Below are 20,937 nucleotides of genomic sequence, written 5' to 3'. Positions count from 1 at the left end.
CATTGTACCTTTCGACGCGGAAACAATCTAGAGTAGTCAGTGCATGAGTCTGTCCAATGCACAGCTTCGCAAATTGAAAGCGCTGGCGCAGCAGCTTGACCCCGTCCTGCACGTCGGTAAGGCAGGATTGACCGACGCATTTTTGGCCAGTGTCGAGCAGGCACTCAACGACCACGAACTCATCAAGATCAAGTTCGCCGCTTTCAAAGAGGAAAGAAAACCCCTCGCCGCGGAGATGGCCGCTCGCACCCACAGTGAACTGGTGTGGATTGTCGGACATGTGACCGTGTTGTATCGCGAACAGGCCGATCCCGCGTGTCGGCACATATTATTGGACAAATGACAGCGGAAGACTCCACGGAACAGGTGAAACGGCCACTGTTGGAATGGTTGTTGCGGAAATATCCGGACACACCGAAGAAGCGGGCCAAGCAATGGATCACAGCGGGCCGGGTGAGCGTGAACGGGGTAATCGTGCGCTTGCCGAACCAGTCGATTCCCGACCCGCACAATGCACTGGAACTCCTCGACCGTCGCGCCACGGCATTGGATTGTGGAGCTGATGGGTGGCAGATTCATCCGCGCGTCGCCGTGCTCTACCTGGACGCGGCGCTCGCCGTCGTCAACAAGGGGCCGGGCTTGCTTTCCGTGCCGGCGGAGCACGGCGATCTGTCCGCACTCAGCATCCTCGCCGACTTTCTCGACGGCAAGCTGCGCGCATATGACCGCGGCCTTGACGGTCGTGGGTATTCGTTGCCGCCCGCCTATCGACGGCTGATTCCCCTACCGGTGCATCGTCTCGACCAGTACACGAGCGGCGTCTTTTGCATGGCTATGAATCCGGCGGCGCGGCAGCATCTCATCAATCAATTGCAGACGCACACCATGAAGCGGGAGTACGTGGCTTATGTGGAAGGCCGCGCGCCGCAGGCGAAGGGCACGTGGCGAAACTGGTTGCGGCTGCGGGATGATGAACTTCGTCAGTTCGTCATCACCGACTCTGAGGCCAAGGGCGCCGGCGAAGAGGCCACCGAAGCGATCACCCATTACGAAGTGATCAAGGAATTCAAGCTCGCGGGCAGCCGGGAAATCGTCACAAAGTTGCGGCTGCGTCTCGAAACCGGTCGCAAACACCAGATCCGCGCCCAGGCCGCCCACGCGGGCTTGCCGCTATTGGGCGACCGGACGTATCATCCGAAATATCACAGCGACGCCCCAAAAGCTTCGCGCATCGATTTCCCGCGTCAGGCCTTGCACGCCGAAATCCTCACCCTGGACCACCCAGCCAAAGCCGACACCCGCATGACGTGGACCGCCGCGCTGCCAAAGGACATGCAGCAACTCGAAGCCACGCTGCGCAGCGGCCACGCGCGACCATAGCAGCCGGTCAAAACGAATCGTGGTCGATTGTCACCCGGTTTGTGTCGGTCAGTCCCGGACTGTTGCGTAGCGTGAAACCGCTGACGTTGTGCAGGACGAAGAAAGGCACATCGGGTGTGCGTCGGGCTTTCACACGGTCGAATTCAGCGCCAGCCACGTCGTTGAGCACGACCGCGGGGCGCATCTCATCCTTCACGTAACTCACGTCGACATGGTCCATTTCGAGACCTTTTACATGGCGGATAAAGAAGCCATAGGCCGGCATCGTGCCGAACATACCCGGATCGGGATAAAGCTTCTCACCTTCGGGAGGTTCTACAGTCGCATTCGTCCTGTCACCGCCACCCTGATAGACGAAGTGGATGTTGCTGATGTGCAGGTCCTCGATGGGGTGATTGGAAATACCGCTGATGACCGATCCCAGGCGCCAGTTGGAATTGGAGCAGACAATGTTGCTGATGTTGACGCGACGGATGACGCCGACGGGCGGATTGTTGGGGCCCCGCGCGCGATTGCCGAGGCGAATGAAGATCGGCGAGTTCACGATGTCGCGCATGGCAATGTTGTCGATGGTTACGTCCTCTAGGATGGCGCCATCGACGCTCTCCAGCGCCAGACCGCCACAGTAATCGAAGACGCAATTGGCAATCGTGATGTTCTTGAAGCCACCGTTGGATTCGGTCCCACACTTGATGCGACCGGTGTGGCCGATCCGGTTCGTTTCCATGCCGGTGAACCGCTTGTAGGTGCCATCGAGCAGCGTGCCTTCCTCGTAACCGCCGGTGACGAAACAATTGACGATTGTAAGGTTCTCGGTCGGCCGGAGATAACCCAGGGCGTAGGAACTCTTCGGACAGATGGCGTCATCCCACGGCGAATTCACGCTGCAATTCGAGACCCGCACGTTGCGGCAGCAATCGATGTCCATGCCGTCCCGGTTGGTGTCAATCTTAAGGTTGTCGAGGGTGAAGTTGTCCACGCCGGTTGCAAGGATTGCGAAGTGACCCCCGTGCAGGATGGAAAAGTCGCGCAAAATGACATTGTGGCAGTTCTTGAGCGCGATCGACTTGTTGCCAATGCCCGCTTCAAGTGTGTCGCGTGGGTTGGGATACTCGGGTCTGTCCCCGTCGCGATGCGCTTCCGCAGGAGGGGCATTGGTCGCCGCCCGGTTGCGGGCGCTGCTCCCCCGGCTGAGCCCCTTGCCGTAGATCAAACCCGGACCGATTATCGAAACATTCTCCAAATCCTCTCCCCAGATCAGGCTGTTGTGCCAATGGCTGTGCCCGAAGTCCTGGTACTTGTCCCAACCATTCGTCTCGGGTGGATCGTAATCACCGCCGCCTTCCGGTGGCGTGTCGGCGGCGAGGATCGTCGCCCCGTTCTCCAGGAACAGTGTGATGTTGCTTTGGAGATGAATCGAGAAACTCAGGTATGTACCCGGCGGGAATTGTACCGTGCCACCTCCCGCTGCGTGCGCGGCATCGATGGCCTTGTTGATGGCGGTGGTATCAACGGTCTTGCCGTCGCCCACCGCGCCGAATGTTTTGACGTCAAAGACCGCAGCATGAAGTGGCGCCGCGATGAATCCTCCGGCCAGAAGAAAGCCAAGGCAAATTACGCGTGTGTGTTTCATGATGGATTAACTCCTGGTTGTTTCCTAACGCGAAGGCTTGTGCCGGTGCAAACATATTAGGGTGTAAACGTGTAGCATCAATAGGCTTTGGCTCTTGACTCCGTTGCCCCCTTCTTCAACCATGCTTCCCATGCGACTTTCCACCATGGCCGCTCTGGTGTTGACCCTGTTCTGTAGGGTGGCGCGCGCTGCGGACGAAGCCGGAACAACTCCGCCAGTAATCCACATTGATCACGCCGGCCTGAAGAAACTCTCGTGGCAATTGCTCTGTCAGGCTTCGACATTCCGCGAACTCGCAGTCACGGAAATGCTCGAGATTGTGCATACAAACGGCTTTCATCACCTTGAGTTGTCGCCGGACCAATCGGTGTCGCCGGACCACAAGGACATCAAAGCCGGGCCGGCCATGGCACCGAAAGATCTCGAGACGCTCAACGCCGCGCTACGAGAGGTCCATTTGGATGTTGTCAGCTATGGCGTCGCGGAATTCGGTCGCGACGAAGCCGATGCCCGCAAGGTTTTTGAATTCGCCGGCGGCCTCAAGGCAAGGAATATTGTCGGCACGCCTTCCAGCGATTCCTTGGGAATGCTCGATAAGCTCGCAACCGAATACCAGATCAACGTCGCCATCCTCAGCCAACCGGGTTTGCCCCCGTACGTCGATGCCGACGCACTTCTTCACGCTGTCCAGGAGCGTTCCTCGCGCATCGGCGTCTGTGTCGACGTCGCTGATTGGCGCCGTGCGGGCCAGGATCCTTTGGACTGCGTCCGCAAACTGAAAGGCCACATTTTTGAAGTTTACCTCAAGGACAGCAGCGGCCCGCAGGAAACTGCCGCCGTTTCAGATGTCCTGAAAGAACTCGCGCAACAAAAGTTCAAGGGCGCGTTCTGCGTCCAATCCGCGCGGGGCAGTGGCCCGGAATTGATCAAGAATCTCGCGGTGGTCGTGAACAGCTTCACCGACGTAGTGACCAAGCTTGCGGCGCCTGCGCAATAATCCGCCCGCCTCTTCAATTTTATCGGTTGCCAAGGAGCGACTGCATTTCGATTCCTGCAAGGATAAAAGGTCCGACGCCCTTGAGGTCGTTGTCCACGATGGGTTCCTTGATGTAATACGCGAAGGAGCCGTCGCGACCGCCGCCGAGACCAGCCACGGAACAGCATTGTGTCAACGAGATACCTCCCTTGGCGTCGGTCTTGATGAGCTTGTTGATGATGCCCTTGTAGCCCTTGACGATTGCCGGCACATAATCGCGGGGGAGGTAGCCTCGGTTGACGCCCTTGGCCATCGCGTACACAAACATGCTCGACGCGGACGCTTCAAGGTAGTTGCCCGGCCGGCCGCCCTGGTCAAGAACCTGCCACCACAGTCCGCTCTCCGGATCCTGGTGTTTCACAACGCCTTCGCAAAGTTTCTTCAAGGTGGCAATGATCTCCGGCCGGGCAGGATGATCTCTTGGGAAATCGTCGAGCACGTCCACCAGCGCCATGGCATACCACCCGATGGCGCGGCCCCAGAAATTCGAAGAGGTGCCAGTGGTTTTGTCGGCCCACGCCTGCTCCTTCGTCTCGTCCCAGCCGTGATAGAATAGACCGCTTTTGTTGTCGTAGGTGTGCGCGGCCACGAGTCGGATCTGTTTCGCTACGTCGTCGAACGAAGTGGTTGGCTCACGGAAAAGTTTTGCGTGTTCCGTGTAGAACGGCGAGCCCATGTAAAGGCCGTCGAGCCACATTTGGTGCGGGTATCGTTGCTTGTGCCAGAACCCGCCCTCCGCTGTACGCGGTTGAACGTCGAGTTGTTTACGCAGGAGGTCGGCCGCTTTCTTGTACCGTTCCTCCTTCGTGATCTGGTAAAGCGCGATCACGGTCTTGCCTGGATTGATGTTGTCGAGGCTGTAGTCCTCAAACTTGTACCCATGGATCGCGCCGTTCGTCGAAATAAATGAGCCGATAGTGTTTTCCGCAAACGTGAGGTAGCGTGGATCATCCACCCGCTCATAGAGTTTGAGAAGTGAGAGCGTAAAGAGGCCGGTGGTGTAATCCCATTTGGCCGCGCCGCCCTCCTTCCACGCCAGGCTGTCACCCCGGCGGGCCATTTCCGAGTCCGCCATGCGAACCGACCACTGCAACGGTGTGCCCCCCACAAGCTTTTGCGGTGGCGGAGCATCTGCCGCGTAAAGGAACGGTGCGATAAGAAAGATCACCGCGAAGATACGCTTCATGTTCACATCAGTTGGCGGACACGGTGACTTCGATTGGCGAGAGCGCACCGCGGGCAAATTCATCCGCGTACGCCTTCCACGAATCATAGTCGGCAAATTGGCCGCTCTTGTCCCAACCAAATCCGGCCCAGTAAGAGATGCTGTTGTCCCTGGACGCTTTCGCGAGCACGAGGTAGTTCAAGTTGTCCTCCGCCGTCTTCACCAACAGTTTTGGATCAAGGACGATTGCCTGGCCAAGGTGGCTTCCCCCCAACTTGTCATCTCTCAACTGCTCCCAGGTGGTCAGCGAACAGCGGCTGATCTTCGCATCCGTCTGCGTCACGTCCTTTTTCTTGACGCCGATACCCACGGTCAGCGCGGTCGACCGTTCCGGTTTGTAGGTCACCTGATAGTGGTCCAGGTTTTGACCGGCATCGAGGCTGATTCGGCGAACCTCGGAGACCTTTGTCCCATTGACGTCGAACGGTTCATAGGTCAGCTCGAACATCACGCGGATTGGGCCACAAGCGAGGACGCGGGCGTCAACGAAGTTTTTGGAGACCCACAGTTTGTCGCCGGCCCAAAGGCCGTCACCGCCGTTGCCCCGGGTCGAGCCGGCTGAATAGAAGTCGGCGCCCTCGCCATGGTCGAGGTGATAATTATCCAGCATGTACCAGCCATTGATCACCAGGGATGAAACCCGTTTGGTCCAGACGTCGATGGCGCTGCTGGTCAACGGCTCTTCCTTCCACGTTTCCAGGGCCTTGCCGTAGGTGCGATGGGCAATGCGGTCGTTTTCCCAGGCAAAATCATCGAAACGCTCGCGGACAAAGCGCCCATATGCTTTGAATTGGTCCTTGGTGTAGTCCCATTTCTTGCCGACCGTGACCGTGAAACTGTTGGTCGCACCCGTGGCGAAGTCGGCCTGGAAAATCACCTCGTCCGGATGATAATCGCCATCCGTATCCACCGCCTGGCAAAGCAGTTCTTTGCCGGCGGCGTCCTTGACGTGGATTTTGCGCAGGTCCTTTTCACCCAGTGGCGCGAGTTGTTGGGCTGATAATTCAATCGTCTGGCTGGGACGGGCAATTTCCAGGGTGTTGACCGCCTTGACCTTCAGTTCGCTGGTCGCGCCCTGACAGAATGCCGGCAGCGAAGTGAGCAGCGTGATGGTTAGGATTGTTTTAATTCCATTCATGCAAAATCCTCTCTCCTTCGTCGGGTGACTCGCTGATGTTGCGAGCGTAAAGCAAAAAGCAGCGTAATGGCAAGAAATCTGGCGTTTACCGCTGGAGTGCTCGCAACGTGTGTTCGACCGCGGCTGCATCGCGCAGTGTGCGCGCGGGCAGTGGGAATTCATCGTTGAAAACGTGCATGGGTACAGAACGCTCGATGGTGATCCGTGATTCGTCAATTATTCCATCGGCGTTCTGGATGGCGGCCAGATTCAATCCGAGTCGCTCAGCCATGAATCGGTACATCGCGGCGCGCTTCGAGGGCCCGTAATCGTGCCCGTCCAACGGCAAGTGGACGTTCACAACGTTTCCTTCCGCGCCGTAGTACGCGTAGATTTTCTGCAGGAACGGATACTCCACCCTCGGGACGTTGGCGGTCCAGTCTTTGCCGTCTGAAACAACCAGCATCGGTCGCGGCGCGGCCAGCGCGGCGATCATGGCGTTATTCGCAAAATGATCGGCGCTCCGGTGGATCGGCAACCCGCTCTCACAAGGGCAGCCCCCAAAGAAGTGCGCTGACACCATGACCACCGGCACGCTGACCGCCACGCGCGAATCGAGCGCGGTCAACAGGAAAGCCTGCGTGCCGCCGCCAGATTCCCCGGTGACCGCCACGCGGTGCTGATCAACCCCTTCCAACGAGAGCAAGAAATCTATCGCCCGCATGTTGTCCCAGGCTTGGATAGTCATCGAGAACGGATGCCGATGCGCCTCCTCGCCAACTTCAAGGATGGAGTCACCCATGCCGAACATATCTACCGAGAGAACGACGGCGCCCATACGTGCAAGCGCGGCGCAACGCGTCTGCATGGACGGAGCAAAGCGGGTGTAGTGGTCGTAGTCCTCCGATTTCTTGATCTTACCTGCGTGACCGTGAGTCGCAAGAACGGCTGCGTAGGGCGGCGTGGCATTCAGCGGACGGAAAAGATTTCCGGTGACGAAATATCCCGGCACCGATTCGAACGCGACATTCTCAACGGTGTAACCGTCATAGATGCGCCGCGCGCGAATGATGGGATTTAGCGGGGTTCGCCGTGGCCACGGCGCGAGACCCGCGCCTTGTTGAATGCGCGCGCGCAAATGACGGGCGTAAGCGTCCCATGACTCACGATTGGGAAATTGCGCCAACGCCGCGTCGAGCACGGCTTTACCCTGTTCCGGTTTGAGATAGCCGCCCTGACACAAGGCCGGCCCATTTGTCGGCGCTTCCGGCAGAATCTGAAGCAAAGAATCCAGATACTCGTGGCCCTGCTCGGACGTGGACGGTGTTTGGCACGAGGTGGTTGTGAAACAGAAAAGCGCAACGCCCAGGGTGCCGAGACGTCTCGTATAATAAGTGGTCATTGCCAAAACTGAACCCTAATCTCGACTGGCCAGAAACGTCAATTATGCTTTCAAACCACGAACCGATCCTGCCCGGTGAGACATCAAAGTCCCAGCATGCGAAAGCCCACCTTCTTTCTGCTGGTGATTTGCGTTCATCTTCTAACCACCGCTCGAACCATCATCGCACTGGAGCCGGCTGCAGCCTCGTTTGCGGTCGTGGAATTGTTCACTTCGGAAGGCTGTTCGAGTTGCCCGCCCGCCGACAGGGTCCTGGCTGAACTCGCCGACGATGCAAAGAAGAATGGCCGCCGAATTTACCCGCTGGCATTCCACGTGGATTACTGGAATTATCTCGGCTGGAAGGATCCCTTTAGCTTGACGGACTCCTCAGAACGGCAGGAGCAGTACGGCGCCGCTCTCCGCGTGAAGCAATCTTACACGCCGCAGATGATTGTGAATGGGAACACAGAGTTCATCGGGTCGGATGGCCGGCGGGCACGGAAAGCGGTCGATGCTGCCCTCGCCCTCCCGGCGCAGGCGGCAGTGACGCTTCACGCGACAACCGACGCGGGCGAACGGAAGATTGAGTATCAGGTTTCCGGCGCGCCGAAGAACGCCGTGCTGTGCGTCGCGGTCGTCGAATCGGGTCTGGTCTCCCAGGTGCGCCGCGGCGAAAACGCCGGCCGCGCGCTGTCGCATACAAACGTGGTGCGAAAGTTCGTCACGCTGCCACTCGATGCGTCGACGGGAAGCGTGGGCCTCGAATCGGAATTCTCGTCGCCGAAACGGGATCTGCAGGTAATCGCCTTCCTGCAGGATCGCCACACGATGGCCATCTTCGGGGCGGCGGCCATTCATTTGTGAGCGCGCTTCTTGTGGAGTGACGTGGTCCCAGGTAATCTGGAACTGAAGGAGTTATCGTATGAAGAACTTCATTGCAATCACCATGGCAGGAATGTTCGCTTCCACGGCGCTCTCCGAACCGAAGGCGGTCGCCCCGGTCACCTATATCGACAACGGAAAGGTCTCGGCGGCGTTCGCCAAAGGCGTGCCGTTGATCGAAACCCCCGGCTACAAGGTCCACGCAGGCCGACGCGAGCGACCTGGACTGGTCGAGTTGCACACGCAAGAAACCGACGTGATCTACGTGGTGGATGGCACCGCGACTTTCGTGACCGGCGGCACGATGGTGGACGGTAAATTGGTCTCGCCCGGGCAGCTTCGCGGCACGTCGATTACAGGCGGTGATACACACCACCTCAAAAAGGGTGATGTGATCATCGTTCCCAACGGCACGCCGCACCAATTCACCGAAACCAGCAATCCCTTCCTCTATTTCATCGTTAAACCGATCAGTGACAAGTCGAGCCCTTGATCCAGGTATCCACACGGGATCTGAGTTCGTGCCGTTGCGCGTCCGTGACGCCCCGAGGATCAAAGCGATAAGCGTAATGCAGGGCGATAATATCGCGGAGGGACGGGATCATCGCGCCGATGTGCCGCGTGGTCTCCACGCGATCCACCCACGCTCTCAAGGGCTCACCGCCACGACGCGGGATGCCGGCCTGTGCGAGGCGCTTTTCGATGAGATAAAATTCCGAGTCAAGCCCAACGCCATGGAATTTCTCGCCACGCGGTCGCGAGTCCGGGTGTTGCGTGCGACGTTTCTGTGAAAAGAGACGCCAGGAAAACCAGACCAACAGAACGGGCGCAAGCCACAGGAGGACTTTACGGATGGCGCCGCGCTCGCCATAGTAGCGCCACCGCGCAAAAGAATACTGCAACCATGAAAACAGGTCGGTGACCGGCTCGAAGGCTGTCTTCTGCGCTTCCTCGGCTTCATTCCAACTCGCGGGCGTGGCGTCGAAGTCTCTCCAGGTCCCGTTGATATAAGCCTGCGTCCACGCGTGCGCGTGGCGCGCGCGTACGAGGTACACCGGCCCGCTCTCTTCTCCCGGCACGGCAAAGCCAATGGCATACCGGGCCGGGATACCCGCCTGACGGAGAAGCAACGTGGCGGCGGTCGCGAAATACTCGCAATGCCCCGCGTGGTCGCGCAGCAGGAACTGGCTAAGCGCCGTATTGCGCCCTGTCGGATCATAGTCGGTCTCTTCCAAGTAACGGCTGTAGGTAAATTTCTCCTGGAAGAAATTCTGGACGCGTTGCAGCACCGCCGCGGGCGGTTGCGACCCGAGCCCGATGTCTCCTGCAGTTTTCGCAACCGCCGGAGCTTCGGATGCGGGAATCTCCAGATCGGCCGGAGTGGGCGGTGCGTCAAGAGTTGATGCGCCGCCATATTTTACCGTGTACCGAACAAATGGCGGGGCTTCATGCACCCGCACGGATCCGCAACGATTAGTCTCCACCTGGACGGCCAGCAACCCCTCGAGAACAGCCGGTCCATTGGGTAACGGCAGGATCCCGGTGCCTTGTTGCAAAAACATGGAAACCGTCGCGACCGACGAAGTGTCCCGGCCCGAGGCGAGCGTCCAGACCCCGAACTCCGGGCTTGGAGAAACCGCACTGAACTCGGCCCCGCCGACAGACCAGGTGGCGTTGTTGGCGGCAGATTGGTAGACATTGAAGCTCGCTCTGCGCAGGAGCTCCGGCGGCGGATGTCGGCCGTCGGTTTCGACGCGCAGGATGATCCGGGCCGAGAGCTTGAGTTTGCCGACCGAACCAATGGCTGTTCGGGTCTGGGTGTAATCGGTGTCCGGAGAATACAGGTCTTCCAGCATCTCGGCGGCCCGGTTTTCAACTAGCGCTTGCAGGCGGGTTAGTCCAATCTGCCCTTCAAACCCGACTATACCAACGATCGCCATCAGCCCCAGCCACGTCCAAACCGGCGCGCTGCGACTGCGAAACATCCACAACAGCCAGCCACCGAGCGCGACCACTCCTATGTAGAATCGCAGGTCGCGCACGTTCATCATGCTCGTGGCGATGAAGCAAACCACGAAATACCAGTACGGCACGAACCAACCCAACGGTTTCGTTGACGCAACCGCGCGGCCTTTCCTGCGTAAAAGCCAAAAATACGTGCTCAAACGGACGCGGTCGTCAGCGCTGTAGGCGGTGGCTGCGACGAACGGGAAGAAGATCAACGGCAGCCAGGGGATAAACTTTGCCGGGCCGGTGGCCACATCGGTTGTGGCGTAACCGTATACTCCCGCTCCCAGAAACAGGATCTCACATAAATCCCAGATGCGGTTCATGTCCGTGTCGGAAAAATCCCAACGCCAGCGCACCCATCGCGGGAGTTCCAGGATCATGGCAGCGACCGCAGCCATGGGAAGCAGGCCGACTTCCCAACCCCAGAACAGAAGCGTGAAGCCGATGAACAGCGGGGGCAGGTTCATAGCCGGGACAATGTCTCCTGAATGTTCCCTGTGCGCAAATGGTGAAAGTTCCGTGGTTGATCTTTCATCGGTCCGGGTTCGAGAGAACCGGACTCATGGTCGTCGGTTACCACGCAGACGCGCACGGGAACCCGCAGTGACTGGAGCAATCTGACCAGCTGCTGACGGGGCTCGTCCCAAGACAGGAAAACGCATACGCAACCGCTAACCTGCGACGCGTGCTGGAGGACGAGAGTTTCCAGCGATGGAAAGGCCTTGTCTTTGCACAAATCCACGCCGGCCAGGACCTCCAGCATCCGATCCACATGCCCCACGCCGCGTCCCGCAGTAAAACAGTACGCTTCCGCGCCGACGAACAAAAGGTCCAGCAGCGACTCCTGTGTCTGAATTGAGCAAACGAACGAGGCGGCGACGGACACTGCCTCTTCGAAGATCTCCTCCTGTTCAACCCCGGCAAATGTGTCGAGGATCAGGGCATGACGCACAAAAAACTCGTCTTCATTCTCCCGAACAATCAACCGGTCGACCTTGGCCACGCTTTTCCAATGGATGTGCCGTAACGCGTCGCCGGGACGATAATCGCGCAACGCAATGAACTCGTCCGACTGGCCCACCGCGGAAGCCAGCGCGACACCGGACGGTTGATACTCACTGCTTCCCGGCAGGGCCAGCCGCGGGAGTATGTAGCGCCTCGGCAGCACCAGCAACGTTTGCGGCAGCGACACCCGCCAATGACGACGAACCAATCCAAAGACATCCGACCGGGCCAGGGTCATGCCGGTGAAATGGATGCGTCCGCGGTGCCGGGGAGTGAACTCCACATGGAGATCTACTTCACCGTGTGGCGGCAAATCCGGAACGGTATGTTCCCGGATCACCGCCGGCTGTCGCCTTGCCACCAACCGCACCCAGTGGGAATATCCAAAAAGCCGGTCGAGTCGAACGAGAACGCCGTGTGCCTTCCCGCGCGGGCGCTTAGAAAACTCGTCCCACGACGGCCTTGGGTCTTCCAAATCCTCCAACAACGTGACGCCGCGCTGCGGATACGCTCCATTGACTTTTACTGTCACCAGATAGGCCACGGGACTGCCCGCGGTACCGAATCGCGGCGACGTTCTCTGGACGGAAAATAACCGGGCGGTTCGGAGAAAGGGATTTGGCAGTCTCAGGACAGTCCACAGCACCGAGATGGCGAACACCACTGTCAGGAACGCGCACGCTTGATACGCGGTGGTCTGGTTTGTGTCGGCGCCGAGAGCGGTCGCCACCAGCAGGCACGCCAGGGCGAACTTACCGGGATTCGTGAACCGACGGCGCAACCAATATGCGAGCCCGAAGTTGCGGCGATAGTTGCGGTAGAGGAGCCTCCGGTACATGGCCGTCAGGCCGGCACGGGAATCCGGCGCAGGATTTCTTGGGCAACCGCGCGCGCCGTCACTCCGGAGAATTTCGCTTGGGGGTCGATCACCAAACGGTGCGCGATTACTGGCACCGCCACCTCTTGTACGTGCTCAGGGGTGACAAACTCGCCGCCGTCAAATAATGCCAGTGCCTGTGCCGTCTTCATCATGGCGAGCGACGCGCGCGGGCTGGCGCCAAGTTGCACGCCGCTGACCCCGCGGGTCGCCCCGACTACGTCTACGATGTAACGTTTCAGTTCGTCGCTAATCCGGATTTCCGTCGCGGCGCGGCGCAGTCGAAGTACGTCTTCCGCGTTGGCGCACGGAGTAATGTGATCGAGGGGATGATTGTGAACCTGATCGGTGAGGATCGCGACCTCCTCTGCGGGTGACACATAACCCAACTCGAACTGCATCGCGAACCGGTCCATTTGCGCTTCCGGCAACGGATAGGTGCCGCGAAACTCGACCGGGTTCTGCGTGGCGACCACAAAGAATAATTGGGCCAGCGGTCGGCGTTCGCCCTCGACGCTGACTTGTCCTTCAGCCATGGCCTCCAACAGGGCCGACTGGGTCCGCGGCGAGGCGCGGTTGATCTCGTCCGCCAACAGAATGTTTGTGAAAACCGGGCCTTCATGGAAATGGAACTCCCGATCACGCTGGTCGAAGATCGAGACACCCATGATGTCGGACGGCAGGAGGTCGGGTGTGAACTGGACGCGCTTGAACTCCACATTGACGGAGCGCGCCAACGCCTTGGCCAGGGTGGTCTTGCCGGTGCCGGGAAAATCCTCGAGGAGCACGTGTCCCCCACTGGCGAACGCAGCCAGCAATCGACGCGTGGCAAGGGTTTGGCCCTTGATCACCTTTTCAATGTTCGCCGCGATTGCCTGGTACACTTCTCGTGGTGTCAGCGAGTGACTGGTTGTCATGGTTGGCCTCTCGGCTGGAACGCGACTCCCATAACCACAAACAGGGGCGGAAGCAAGTCTGTTGTGGAGGAACCCGCCACGTTCAATGAGACTTGTGTGATGGAATCCATGTGTCCTTATTCAAGGCGACGAAAGTGCCGACGACGAACAACAGAAAGGCCAGCAAGACCGCCAAAAGCCCGGCGGGAGCGTGTGTGGCCGACATGACGACCGATTTGCCCGGCATGAGTGCCAGAACCACCAACGCGGTGGCCGGCACCACCAAGGACGCCCGGTGCTGCCAGATTAGTCGTGCTGCCAGATAACAGCCCAGCACGAATACGGCGAGTGCCGACACCGTCCAGCCGGCGATTCCGTGGTTATTCTGCACCCAGACAGTCGAATGCGCGGTCCAAGCCAACGCGGCGATGATGCGCAAGACGTTGGCGCCGGAATGCCGCGCATCCTGCCAAGCCAGACTGTGCACCAACAGGAATACCAGCCCGAATTGAATACCGAATTCGGGGCCCTGCGAGAAACGTTCAAGCAGGTAGCTGGCGGCACCGGTCACGGCCACCGCTCCGCCCACTGCCGCGAGCGGATGGGTCGATAGGATTGCCCGAAGAATGACGTAACCGATGATCGCGCCCATGACGCACAGCTCCCGGCTATAATGCGGAATGAGGACCTTTCCCAAGCTCTCGGGCATCGCCGCGACCAGCGTTGCCAGGGAGATGAGCAGGAGATGAAAGGCCACGCGATTGTCCCGGTGGAGCGCATAGATGCCGGCGTACACGGCGGCGTTGAGCACGGCCAATAGCAACACAATCTCGCTGTCGCCATTCCAGGCACCAACCAATGTTGTCAGGACAGGAAGCGCCAACGAAGCGATGCGCCATCCTGATGGCGGATTAGGAGCAAAATCGGAGATCCGATTGTACGAAGTCCAGGTCGCGACCCACAACAGTGGCGCCACAAGAGATATCTCCCAGACCAGGTCGTAAATGTAACCGATACACCACAAATGGACGGCGCTCACGGTTATCCAGATTGCTGCGAAACCGAGTGGCAACCAACTGCGTTGCGCGGCCATGCCACCCCATTGAGTCGGTCGCGGCAACACATTGACCGAAGCAAACAGCAGCGGCAGCAGGATCAGCCAACAAGAACGACTACATCCGCCCAACGCATCGAGATTGGTCTTGTGGATCGACTTGAAGAAGAAGGGCAATGCCAGATTCGTCGCCAGTATGAGCAAACCGATGCCCAATGCTCGGGGTGGCATGTTTAGTTCCGGAATAAATCGCTTCAAACCCCAGAATCTCAAGATGGCCATGACCGCCCCCGTACCGCACACCACCCACGTCACAGTGGTACCCAAAAAAACTGCCAATGTAACGAGAATGAATGGGATCAGGACTAACATATTCTCCATGGTCACTAGCAGCGTAGAGTCATACCAAATCTGGCGAGAAGCGAGAAAGATGGCAGTAGTGGCCAGCAACATCTCGTAGATTTGAAGAGAACCGAAGATGGTGGAGACTGGACCCAATTCTGCCGCGCGGAAGGCCGGGCCAGTCGTAAATCGATAGCTCCCATAAAGCAGGCACGCCGCACTGATCAGATAGAACGGATTGCACGCCAAGAAGCGCCTCATCCAGTAGAGCAATGGCTGATCCCCATGAGGTAGTTCTAACAGAGGGGGAATTCTGGGTGATCGATTATACTCGTTCATAACAGATCCTCTGGTTGTGTTGCTTAGGGTGCTATTTACTATCTAATATAGCTATTGACTATTACACGCTATCATTTACAGTGTTTTGTGTTTAAATGCAAGTGTTTTCTGATATAAAAAAAGCAGGTGCTATGAAGACTGAGCAAAAGAACGAGAATCCACGCTGGTACACAATCAAAGAAGCTGCCGAATACCTCGGTGTCACCGAACCGACGATCTATCGATGGATGCGCGATAAGTTGATCACCTATCGCAAGATCGGAGATTCGACCCGGTTCCTGCAGGAAGATCTGGATAGTCACGTCCAGGTTTTTAAGAGCGCAAAGGACAGCGAGTCGGTCCAGGAGTTTTGTCCAGTTTGCCACCATAATGAACTGATTGCGGGGCGGATCCAATCCACCGGGCTAAACTATTTTTATCCTGACAAGACCAGATTTTGGACGTTCAAGACCAGCCACATCGAAACCGTGGCGCGTATGTGCACTCGTTGTGGCGCGATCACATGGTTCGGGGATAAGACGAAGCTCACTGGAATCAAAAAGGACGGTTCCCTGCCGACCGCTGAGAATTTGCCCTCATCAGAAACCAACGTTTGAGCCCAAGCGGTGGAATCTCAGGGTGCGAATCATTGCGCCTCCACCAACCGAATACGGAAGCCTTATTGAGGTCCGCATTGTGGGTTGGAGAATCGGGATTCAAAAGTGTAGCTGCCTGACTGGATGGCAAACACGGCGCGGTCGCCTTCGCGGCGAAGGAACTTCACTCCCGGACGCCGTTCCGCGGGCGCGCCGCTTTCCTGCACCACGGCGCCGTCGCGAGCGGGAAGGAAGATGGTCGCTGTCGTGTTCGCGGGAACTGTCGCTTTCAAAACGAAACGTTCGCCGTCGCGCTCCCAGCGCACGGAGATTGGACCGTGGATCGACTCATAACTCGCCTCGACCCACGTGAGATCGCCGACGGGTTGCGGGCGGAGGATGAGTTTCTTGAAACCGGGTCCTGTCGGGTCAACGTCGATGCCCGCGAGGTCTTTGTAAAACCATTCTGTGATTTGCCCGAGCATGAAGTGATTGTGCGACGAGCTGAGGTTCGCATCCCACGATTCAGTGAGGCTCGTCGCGCCCTTCTTGAGTTGGTAGCCATAGCCCGGCTTCTCATCCTGGTTGATCATCCGGTAAATCAAATCCGAGCGGCCGCCTTGGGCAAGCGCCTGGAGGAGGTAACGGAAACCGACGTCGCCCGCGGTCATCGCGTCGCCATGCAGTCCCACATCGCGCACGAGCGCGGCCAGCACGCGAGCGCGGTCGGCGGGCTCAACGATGTTCATCACCAGCGGTAGCGCGTCGGCGCATTGCGATCCCGCAGCGTACGAACCGGTGTCGCCATGAAAGAAGTGGCGGTTGTAACTCCCGCGAATCTTTTCTGCACGATCGGCATAATGTTTCGCGTCGTCCGGACGGCCCAGGAGCTTCGCGATCCGCGAAAGAATCGCCGCATCCTCGAAATAAAATGCCGTGGCGGTCACCGGTGGCGGTGTCAATTGCGCCGGGCCGGGCTTTTTCGGGCCGAGGTCGTACCAATCCCCCAGGCCCTCGGACACGATGTCATCTGTCGCGCGCGTTTCGAGCCAGGCGAAGTACCGCTTCATCGCATCAAAGTGGGTACGCAACAGGTCGAGATCGCCAGTGAATTGGTATTGCTGCCACGGCACGAGGATGAAGGCCGAACCCCACTCCGTCGCATCCCGAAAGGCGCCTTTGAATTTTGCGTATTCCGGCGCAGTCGTCGGTATCAGGCCATCCTCCGTCTGCGCATCGGCCATGTCGTGCATGCCTTTGGCGAAAAGCCGTGTGACATCGAACTCATACCGAATGGCCGGGCCGTTGAGATGATATTGCTCAAGCCACCCAAGCTTTTCGCGATGCGGACAGTCGGTGAGGATGGACACCATGTTCGACCGCTGCGCCCAGCGTACAAGGTCGCGGATGCGATTGAGCAACTTGTTCGAAGTGGCAAAATGTCCGATCGGCGCCGCGCTCGAATGCACGATGACATCTTCCAGTGATTCGATTCGGGGCAATGCATTCGTTTCACCGACATTCGCCGGGAAAAATTCAGCTTTCAGGTATCGACACCCCACGTAAAAGAATTTCGGAAACCATGTCTCTTCGCCATCCGTCGCCTTGGTATATTGCCACCAGGAACTGCCGCGGCTCGCGCCTCCCATTGTGCTGCGATTGATTGTGCCATCGGCATCGACCACCTCCGCCGGCGTGAGCCGCACGACGCTCCCCATCGGTCCGCTCACGCGGAGGCGCGGCATCATCGAGGCGTTCTGCCCAAAATCATAAACCGCACTGCCGTCAGAAAACGCCTTTGTCGCAATGGGCTGCCGCGTCTCAATCGCGCGCAACGGCTCCGTCGCAAAACTCTGGCCGCGTAACGTGTCGCCGACCAGGACCATCCTCACCGCTTGCGGCCACGCGCTGTCATTGAAGCCTGCCCTGGTCCAGTCCACGGGTTCAATCCGCGCGTCAAAGTCTTCCCCGCCGTAGATGTTATTGAATGTGATCGGCCCCGCCAAGGTGCGCCACGTCGGATCGGTGCCGACAAACTCCACCGTGCCGTCAGCATATTCGAGACGCAGGCGCAGAATCGCCCGCAGCGGGCCGAAGGAACCGATGAATTTCGCGAAGCGGTTTCGGCGGACGACATTGTACATACCGTTGCCGAGGATGATCGCGACGGTGTTTGTCCCCTCGCGCAACAACGCCGTCACGTCGTGTGTGTCGTAAAGCGTCGTCCGATCGTAATCGGTCCAGCCGGGTGCCAGCAGGTCCTCACCGGCCTTCGCGCCATTAAAATCGAGTTCATATTGTCCCAGCCCGCAAACATACGCCACCGCGCGACGCAATCCCGGCCGCACGGAAAATTCTTGTCGCAGCAGCAACGACTCGGTCACGACCGGCGAAGTGATCCAACTCCCTTCCCAATCCGCTGGCTTGAGCAACCCCATCGTCCAGGTCGCGTTCTCACTCCACGGCGTAGCGTGCCCATCGCGGTCCCAGGCGCGCACCTTCCACAACACTTGCTGCGACGATCTAAGCGGCGCACCTGCGTACCGCATAAACGCAGTTTCATCCGAAGCGACACGTCCGCTGTCCCACAGATCGCCCCGATCGTGTGCGAGCATGTCCGCCGAGGATGCCGCCAGCACCTGCCACGCGGTCTGTGCCTGCCCGCGCTCGTTGCTCGCCACGCGCCAGAACAATCGCGGCTGCGCCAGATCGACGCCCAACGGATCCACCGCATATTCGCACTTCAAATCCGTTACGCGTAGTGCCGTCGTTCCAAGCTGCTTTGGATCAAGCACCACATATTTGATGTGCTGGCGGTTCCACGTGTACGTGATGTGCACCAGGCCGTCGGATGTTTGGATGACGGCGGGGTACGCATAGCCATTGCCGCTCGGCCGATCTTCGAGCGTCAGAACGTGCTGCCATTTCACGCCATCCGACGAAATCGCCACATCCAGTGGATAACGAGCGCCTTTCGTCGGGCGGTCCGGTGGCGGCGCCGAATGATTGTAAACCAACAATTGACACCCATCCGCCAACGTAACGGCATCAATCCCGGAATTCGGGTTGGGCAATCCGACCGACTCCAACGGGCCCCACGTTTTTCCGCCATCGCTCGACCACGTGGTGGCGATCACCCCGTTCCGCGTACGACAAAGGGCTTGCAGCCGGCCGTCGTGGTGGAAGAGCACGCTCGGCTGGATCGCGTCCAACTTGTTTCCCTTTTCCGCCGGTCTCACGACCTCCCAGGTCTTGCCGGCATCGCGCGTGATCTCGAAATGTACCCGCCAGCCCGCCGCCCCAGCTTCCGTGCTGGAGGGACACAACCAGGCGCCGTCCGCCAAAAGCACCGGCTTGTTCTTGATCGGCCCCAACACGCCCGCCGGTAACCGCACTGGTTTGTCCCAACTTTTTCCGCCATCCGTCGATGTAATCATCATCCCCCACCACTCGCTCGGGGAAGGCCCGACCTTGTAAAACAATACCAGCGGCCCGTTCTTCGGCTGGAACAGAACCGGGTTCCACGTCGGCAGCCGCGTGCCATTCGTCTGCACACCGTTCGCCACCTCCACCGCCTCAAGCCAGTGCCCGCCATCTTGTCGCGCTACCCAGATGCCGACGTCGGGCGCGCGTTCCCGCGTCCCGCCAAACCACGCCGCAACCAGTTTGCCGGGCGCCACCTCAACGATCGTTGAGGCGTGGCATTCCGGATACGGCGCGCGCTCGTTGATGAACGCGGATGAAATCACTGTGGGATTGCGCGGCGCTGCCGCCAGTCCGGTGATCGCGAAGAGTAGAGGAAAGGCAAGAAATCGGGTCTTCATAAACCTCGGGCCGGTGTCGCGACCCGCACCATATCACGCCCGGCAAATCCAAACGCCGCCCACAACAACAGCCCCGCACTGATGACATAGATAATCGCGCCAAAAGCAATGGCCTCGCTCATGTTGTCGATAGGTTTTTCATGCCGGCCGTACTGTGTCGCAAATCCAACGGCCAGCGGCCCGAGCGCGCCGCCGCCCCATCCCACCGTGTTCATGATACCCGCAGCCGTGGCGCGCGCCCGTGGCTCAATCACGTCGAACAGCGACGCGAAAATGTTGGCATCATAAAATCCCTTGGAGAGACCGAAAAGTGTCATGGACGCAAGCAACGTGGTGACACTCGATGTGAGGCCTACCAACCCGACAAACGAAGCGCCCACGAGCAGTCCAAACGCCTGCACCAGCATCCGCCCGCCAACAAAATGGCGCGCCAGCCGGTCGGCCAGTACACCACCCAACGGCACACTCAGCGCGCTCGCGAGATGGATGTATACGCTGCCGGACAGGCCGGCGGCAGTGAGTTTGAAGGCGAATTTTTCAACAAGAAATGTCGGCGTCCACGTGAGGAAGATTGTCGCTACGAAGTTCGCACCGAGAAACGCGGCCATAAGCAGCAGTACTGTCGGTTTACGGAAAATCACGCGGGCCACTTCGCGTACACCCAATGGCGGCAGTACAGCTTGACCGGCTCCCTCGACAGCACCTCGCGCCGGTTCCCGCAAAAAGCAATAAAGTACCAGCGCCAGCACCACGCCGGCGCAACCGAAAAAATAAAATCCCGTACGCCATCCATGTGCTTCCGCGAACCACGCTCCTGCCCAGCTACCCGCGATGGTGCCGATGTAAACGCTCGATTGGTGCAGTGAAAACGCCCGCGAACGGGTACGTCCGTCGTGATAGTCGCTCACCAGCGACATTGTGGCAGGAAAATAAAACGTCTCACCGAGTCCTTCCAGTGCGCGAACGGTTACAAATTGCCACAGTCGACCGCACCACCCGGTCATGACCGTGACGCCGCTCCACAGGAGGCACCCGCCGAGGATCAGTTGCTTGCGGGGCAGACGGTCGGCCAGAAAACCCGCGAACGGCGCGCCGAGCGCGTACACCCACATGAACGCCGAGCCGATTAACCCGAGCTGCACCGCTCTGAAACCAAACTCCTTCTTCAGTATCGGGAAAACCGATGAAATCGCCTGTCGATCCGCGTAGTTGAAAAAGCAGACGAACCACAGCATGCCGACGACAGCCCACTTGTAGTGTCTGTTCCTGTGCCTGGGTGTGTAGGCCGATTCCATTCCGCGAAGCACGCCAACTGTAGAGCGCCTTTTAGCAGAACGTATGGGCTATGCCACGAACAA

16 protein-coding genes are annotated in these 20,937 nt (G+C 58.9%); 6 read left to right on the top strand and 10 right to left on the bottom strand.

Annotation, left to right across the window (positions count from 1 at the left end):
- Window positions 1-43 precede the first annotated feature (43 nt).
- Window positions 44-343, top strand: coding sequence for a YhbY family RNA-binding protein (locus tag VNL17_10995; GenBank protein ID HXI84599.1), 300 nt, complete (start codon window positions 44-46; stop codon window positions 341-343).
- A complete protein-coding gene (locus VNL17_10990; GenBank protein HXI84598.1) occupies window positions 340-1,380 on the top strand; it encodes an RluA family pseudouridine synthase in 1,041 nt (346 codons plus the stop codon). The genes VNL17_10995 and VNL17_10990 overlap by 4 nt, the downstream gene beginning before the upstream one ends.
- 7 nt (window positions 1,381-1,387) lie before the next feature.
- Here the strand turns inward: VNL17_10990 and VNL17_10985 are convergent, their stop codons facing one another.
- Window positions 1,388-3,013 (bottom strand): glycoside hydrolase family 28 protein, encoded by a 1,626-nt coding sequence (locus VNL17_10985; protein ID HXI84597.1) that lies wholly within the window; start codon window positions 3,011-3,013, stop codon window positions 1,388-1,390.
- Window positions 3,014-3,143: 130 nt separating this feature from the next.
- On the opposite strand from VNL17_10985, the gene VNL17_10980 reads away from it, so the two are divergent.
- On the top strand, window positions 3,144-4,010 hold the full coding sequence (locus VNL17_10980; GenBank protein HXI84596.1) for a sugar phosphate isomerase/epimerase: 867 nt from the start codon (window positions 3,144-3,146) through the stop codon (window positions 4,008-4,010).
- A 19-nt stretch (window positions 4,011-4,029) separates the two neighbouring features.
- Here the strand turns inward: VNL17_10980 and VNL17_10975 are convergent, their stop codons facing one another.
- The 3 genes from VNL17_10975 to VNL17_10965 all read right to left on the bottom strand — a co-directional run bounded on the left by VNL17_10975 (window position 4,030) and on the right by VNL17_10965 (window position 7,793).
- Window positions 4,030-5,235, bottom strand: coding sequence for a glycoside hydrolase family 88 protein (locus VNL17_10975; protein HXI84595.1), 1,206 nt, complete (start codon window positions 5,233-5,235; stop codon window positions 4,030-4,032).
- 7 nt (window positions 5,236-5,242) lie between these two features.
- Complete coding sequence (locus VNL17_10970; GenBank protein ID HXI84594.1) at window positions 5,243-6,412, bottom strand: DUF4861 family protein; 1,170 nt, start codon at window positions 6,410-6,412, stop codon at window positions 5,243-5,245.
- An 85-nt stretch (window positions 6,413-6,497) separates the two neighbouring features.
- Window positions 6,498-7,793: an acetylxylan esterase gene (locus VNL17_10965; GenBank protein ID HXI84593.1), complete on the bottom strand. Its 1,296-nt coding sequence runs from the start codon at window positions 7,791-7,793 to the stop codon at window positions 6,498-6,500.
- A 96-nt stretch (window positions 7,794-7,889) separates the two neighbouring features.
- Here VNL17_10965 and VNL17_10960 point away from each other — a divergent pair, with 96 nt between their 5' ends.
- Both VNL17_10960 and VNL17_10955 read left to right on the top strand, forming a co-directional pair.
- A complete protein-coding gene (locus VNL17_10960; protein ID HXI84592.1) occupies window positions 7,890-8,639 on the top strand; it encodes a DUF1223 domain-containing protein in 750 nt (249 codons plus the stop codon).
- Between the two features lie 58 nt (window positions 8,640-8,697).
- Window positions 8,698-9,150: a cupin domain-containing protein gene (locus VNL17_10955; GenBank protein HXI84591.1), complete on the top strand. Its 453-nt coding sequence runs from the start codon at window positions 8,698-8,700 to the stop codon at window positions 9,148-9,150.
- Here the strand turns inward: VNL17_10955 and VNL17_10950 are convergent.
- The 4 genes from VNL17_10950 to VNL17_10935 form a co-directional block, all read right to left on the bottom strand.
- Window positions 9,128-11,134, bottom strand: a complete 2,007-nt coding sequence (locus tag VNL17_10950) for a transglutaminase domain-containing protein (GenBank protein ID HXI84590.1) — start codon at window positions 11,132-11,134, stop codon at window positions 9,128-9,130. The genes VNL17_10955 and VNL17_10950 overlap by 23 nt on opposite strands.
- Window positions 11,131-12,510: a DUF58 domain-containing protein gene (locus tag VNL17_10945; GenBank protein HXI84589.1), complete on the bottom strand. Its 1,380-nt coding sequence runs from the start codon at window positions 12,508-12,510 to the stop codon at window positions 11,131-11,133. Before VNL17_10945 ends, VNL17_10950 begins: the two co-directional genes overlap by 4 nt.
- 5 nt (window positions 12,511-12,515) lie before the next feature.
- A complete protein-coding gene (locus VNL17_10940; GenBank protein ID HXI84588.1) occupies window positions 12,516-13,466 on the bottom strand; it encodes a MoxR family ATPase in 951 nt (316 codons plus the stop codon).
- 82 nt (window positions 13,467-13,548) lie between these two features.
- Window positions 13,549-15,102: a hypothetical protein gene (locus tag VNL17_10935; GenBank protein HXI84587.1), complete on the bottom strand. Its 1,554-nt coding sequence runs from the start codon at window positions 15,100-15,102 to the stop codon at window positions 13,549-13,551.
- A gap of 209 nt (window positions 15,103-15,311) precedes the next feature.
- Between VNL17_10935 and VNL17_10930 the strand changes: the two genes are divergently transcribed.
- A complete protein-coding gene (locus VNL17_10930) occupies window positions 15,312-15,776 on the top strand; it encodes a helix-turn-helix domain-containing protein (protein ID HXI84586.1) in 465 nt (154 codons plus the stop codon).
- Between the two features lie 62 nt (window positions 15,777-15,838).
- Here the strand turns inward: VNL17_10930 and VNL17_10925 are convergent, their stop codons facing one another.
- Both VNL17_10925 and VNL17_10920 read right to left on the bottom strand, forming a co-directional pair.
- Window positions 15,839-19,579 (bottom strand): family 78 glycoside hydrolase catalytic domain, encoded by a 3,741-nt coding sequence (locus VNL17_10925; GenBank protein ID HXI84585.1) that lies wholly within the window; start codon window positions 19,577-19,579, stop codon window positions 15,839-15,841.
- Window positions 19,576-20,874: an MFS transporter gene (locus VNL17_10920; protein ID HXI84584.1), complete on the bottom strand. Its 1,299-nt coding sequence runs from the start codon at window positions 20,872-20,874 to the stop codon at window positions 19,576-19,578. Before VNL17_10920 ends, VNL17_10925 begins: the two co-directional genes overlap by 4 nt.
- Window positions 20,875-20,937 lie beyond the last annotated feature (63 nt).

This window comes from Verrucomicrobiia bacterium (assembly GCA_035577545.1).
Lineage (GTDB): Bacteria > Verrucomicrobiota > Verrucomicrobiia > Palsa-1439 > Palsa-1439 > Palsa-1439.
This window is presented reverse-complemented; position numbering and strand designations above follow the sequence as displayed.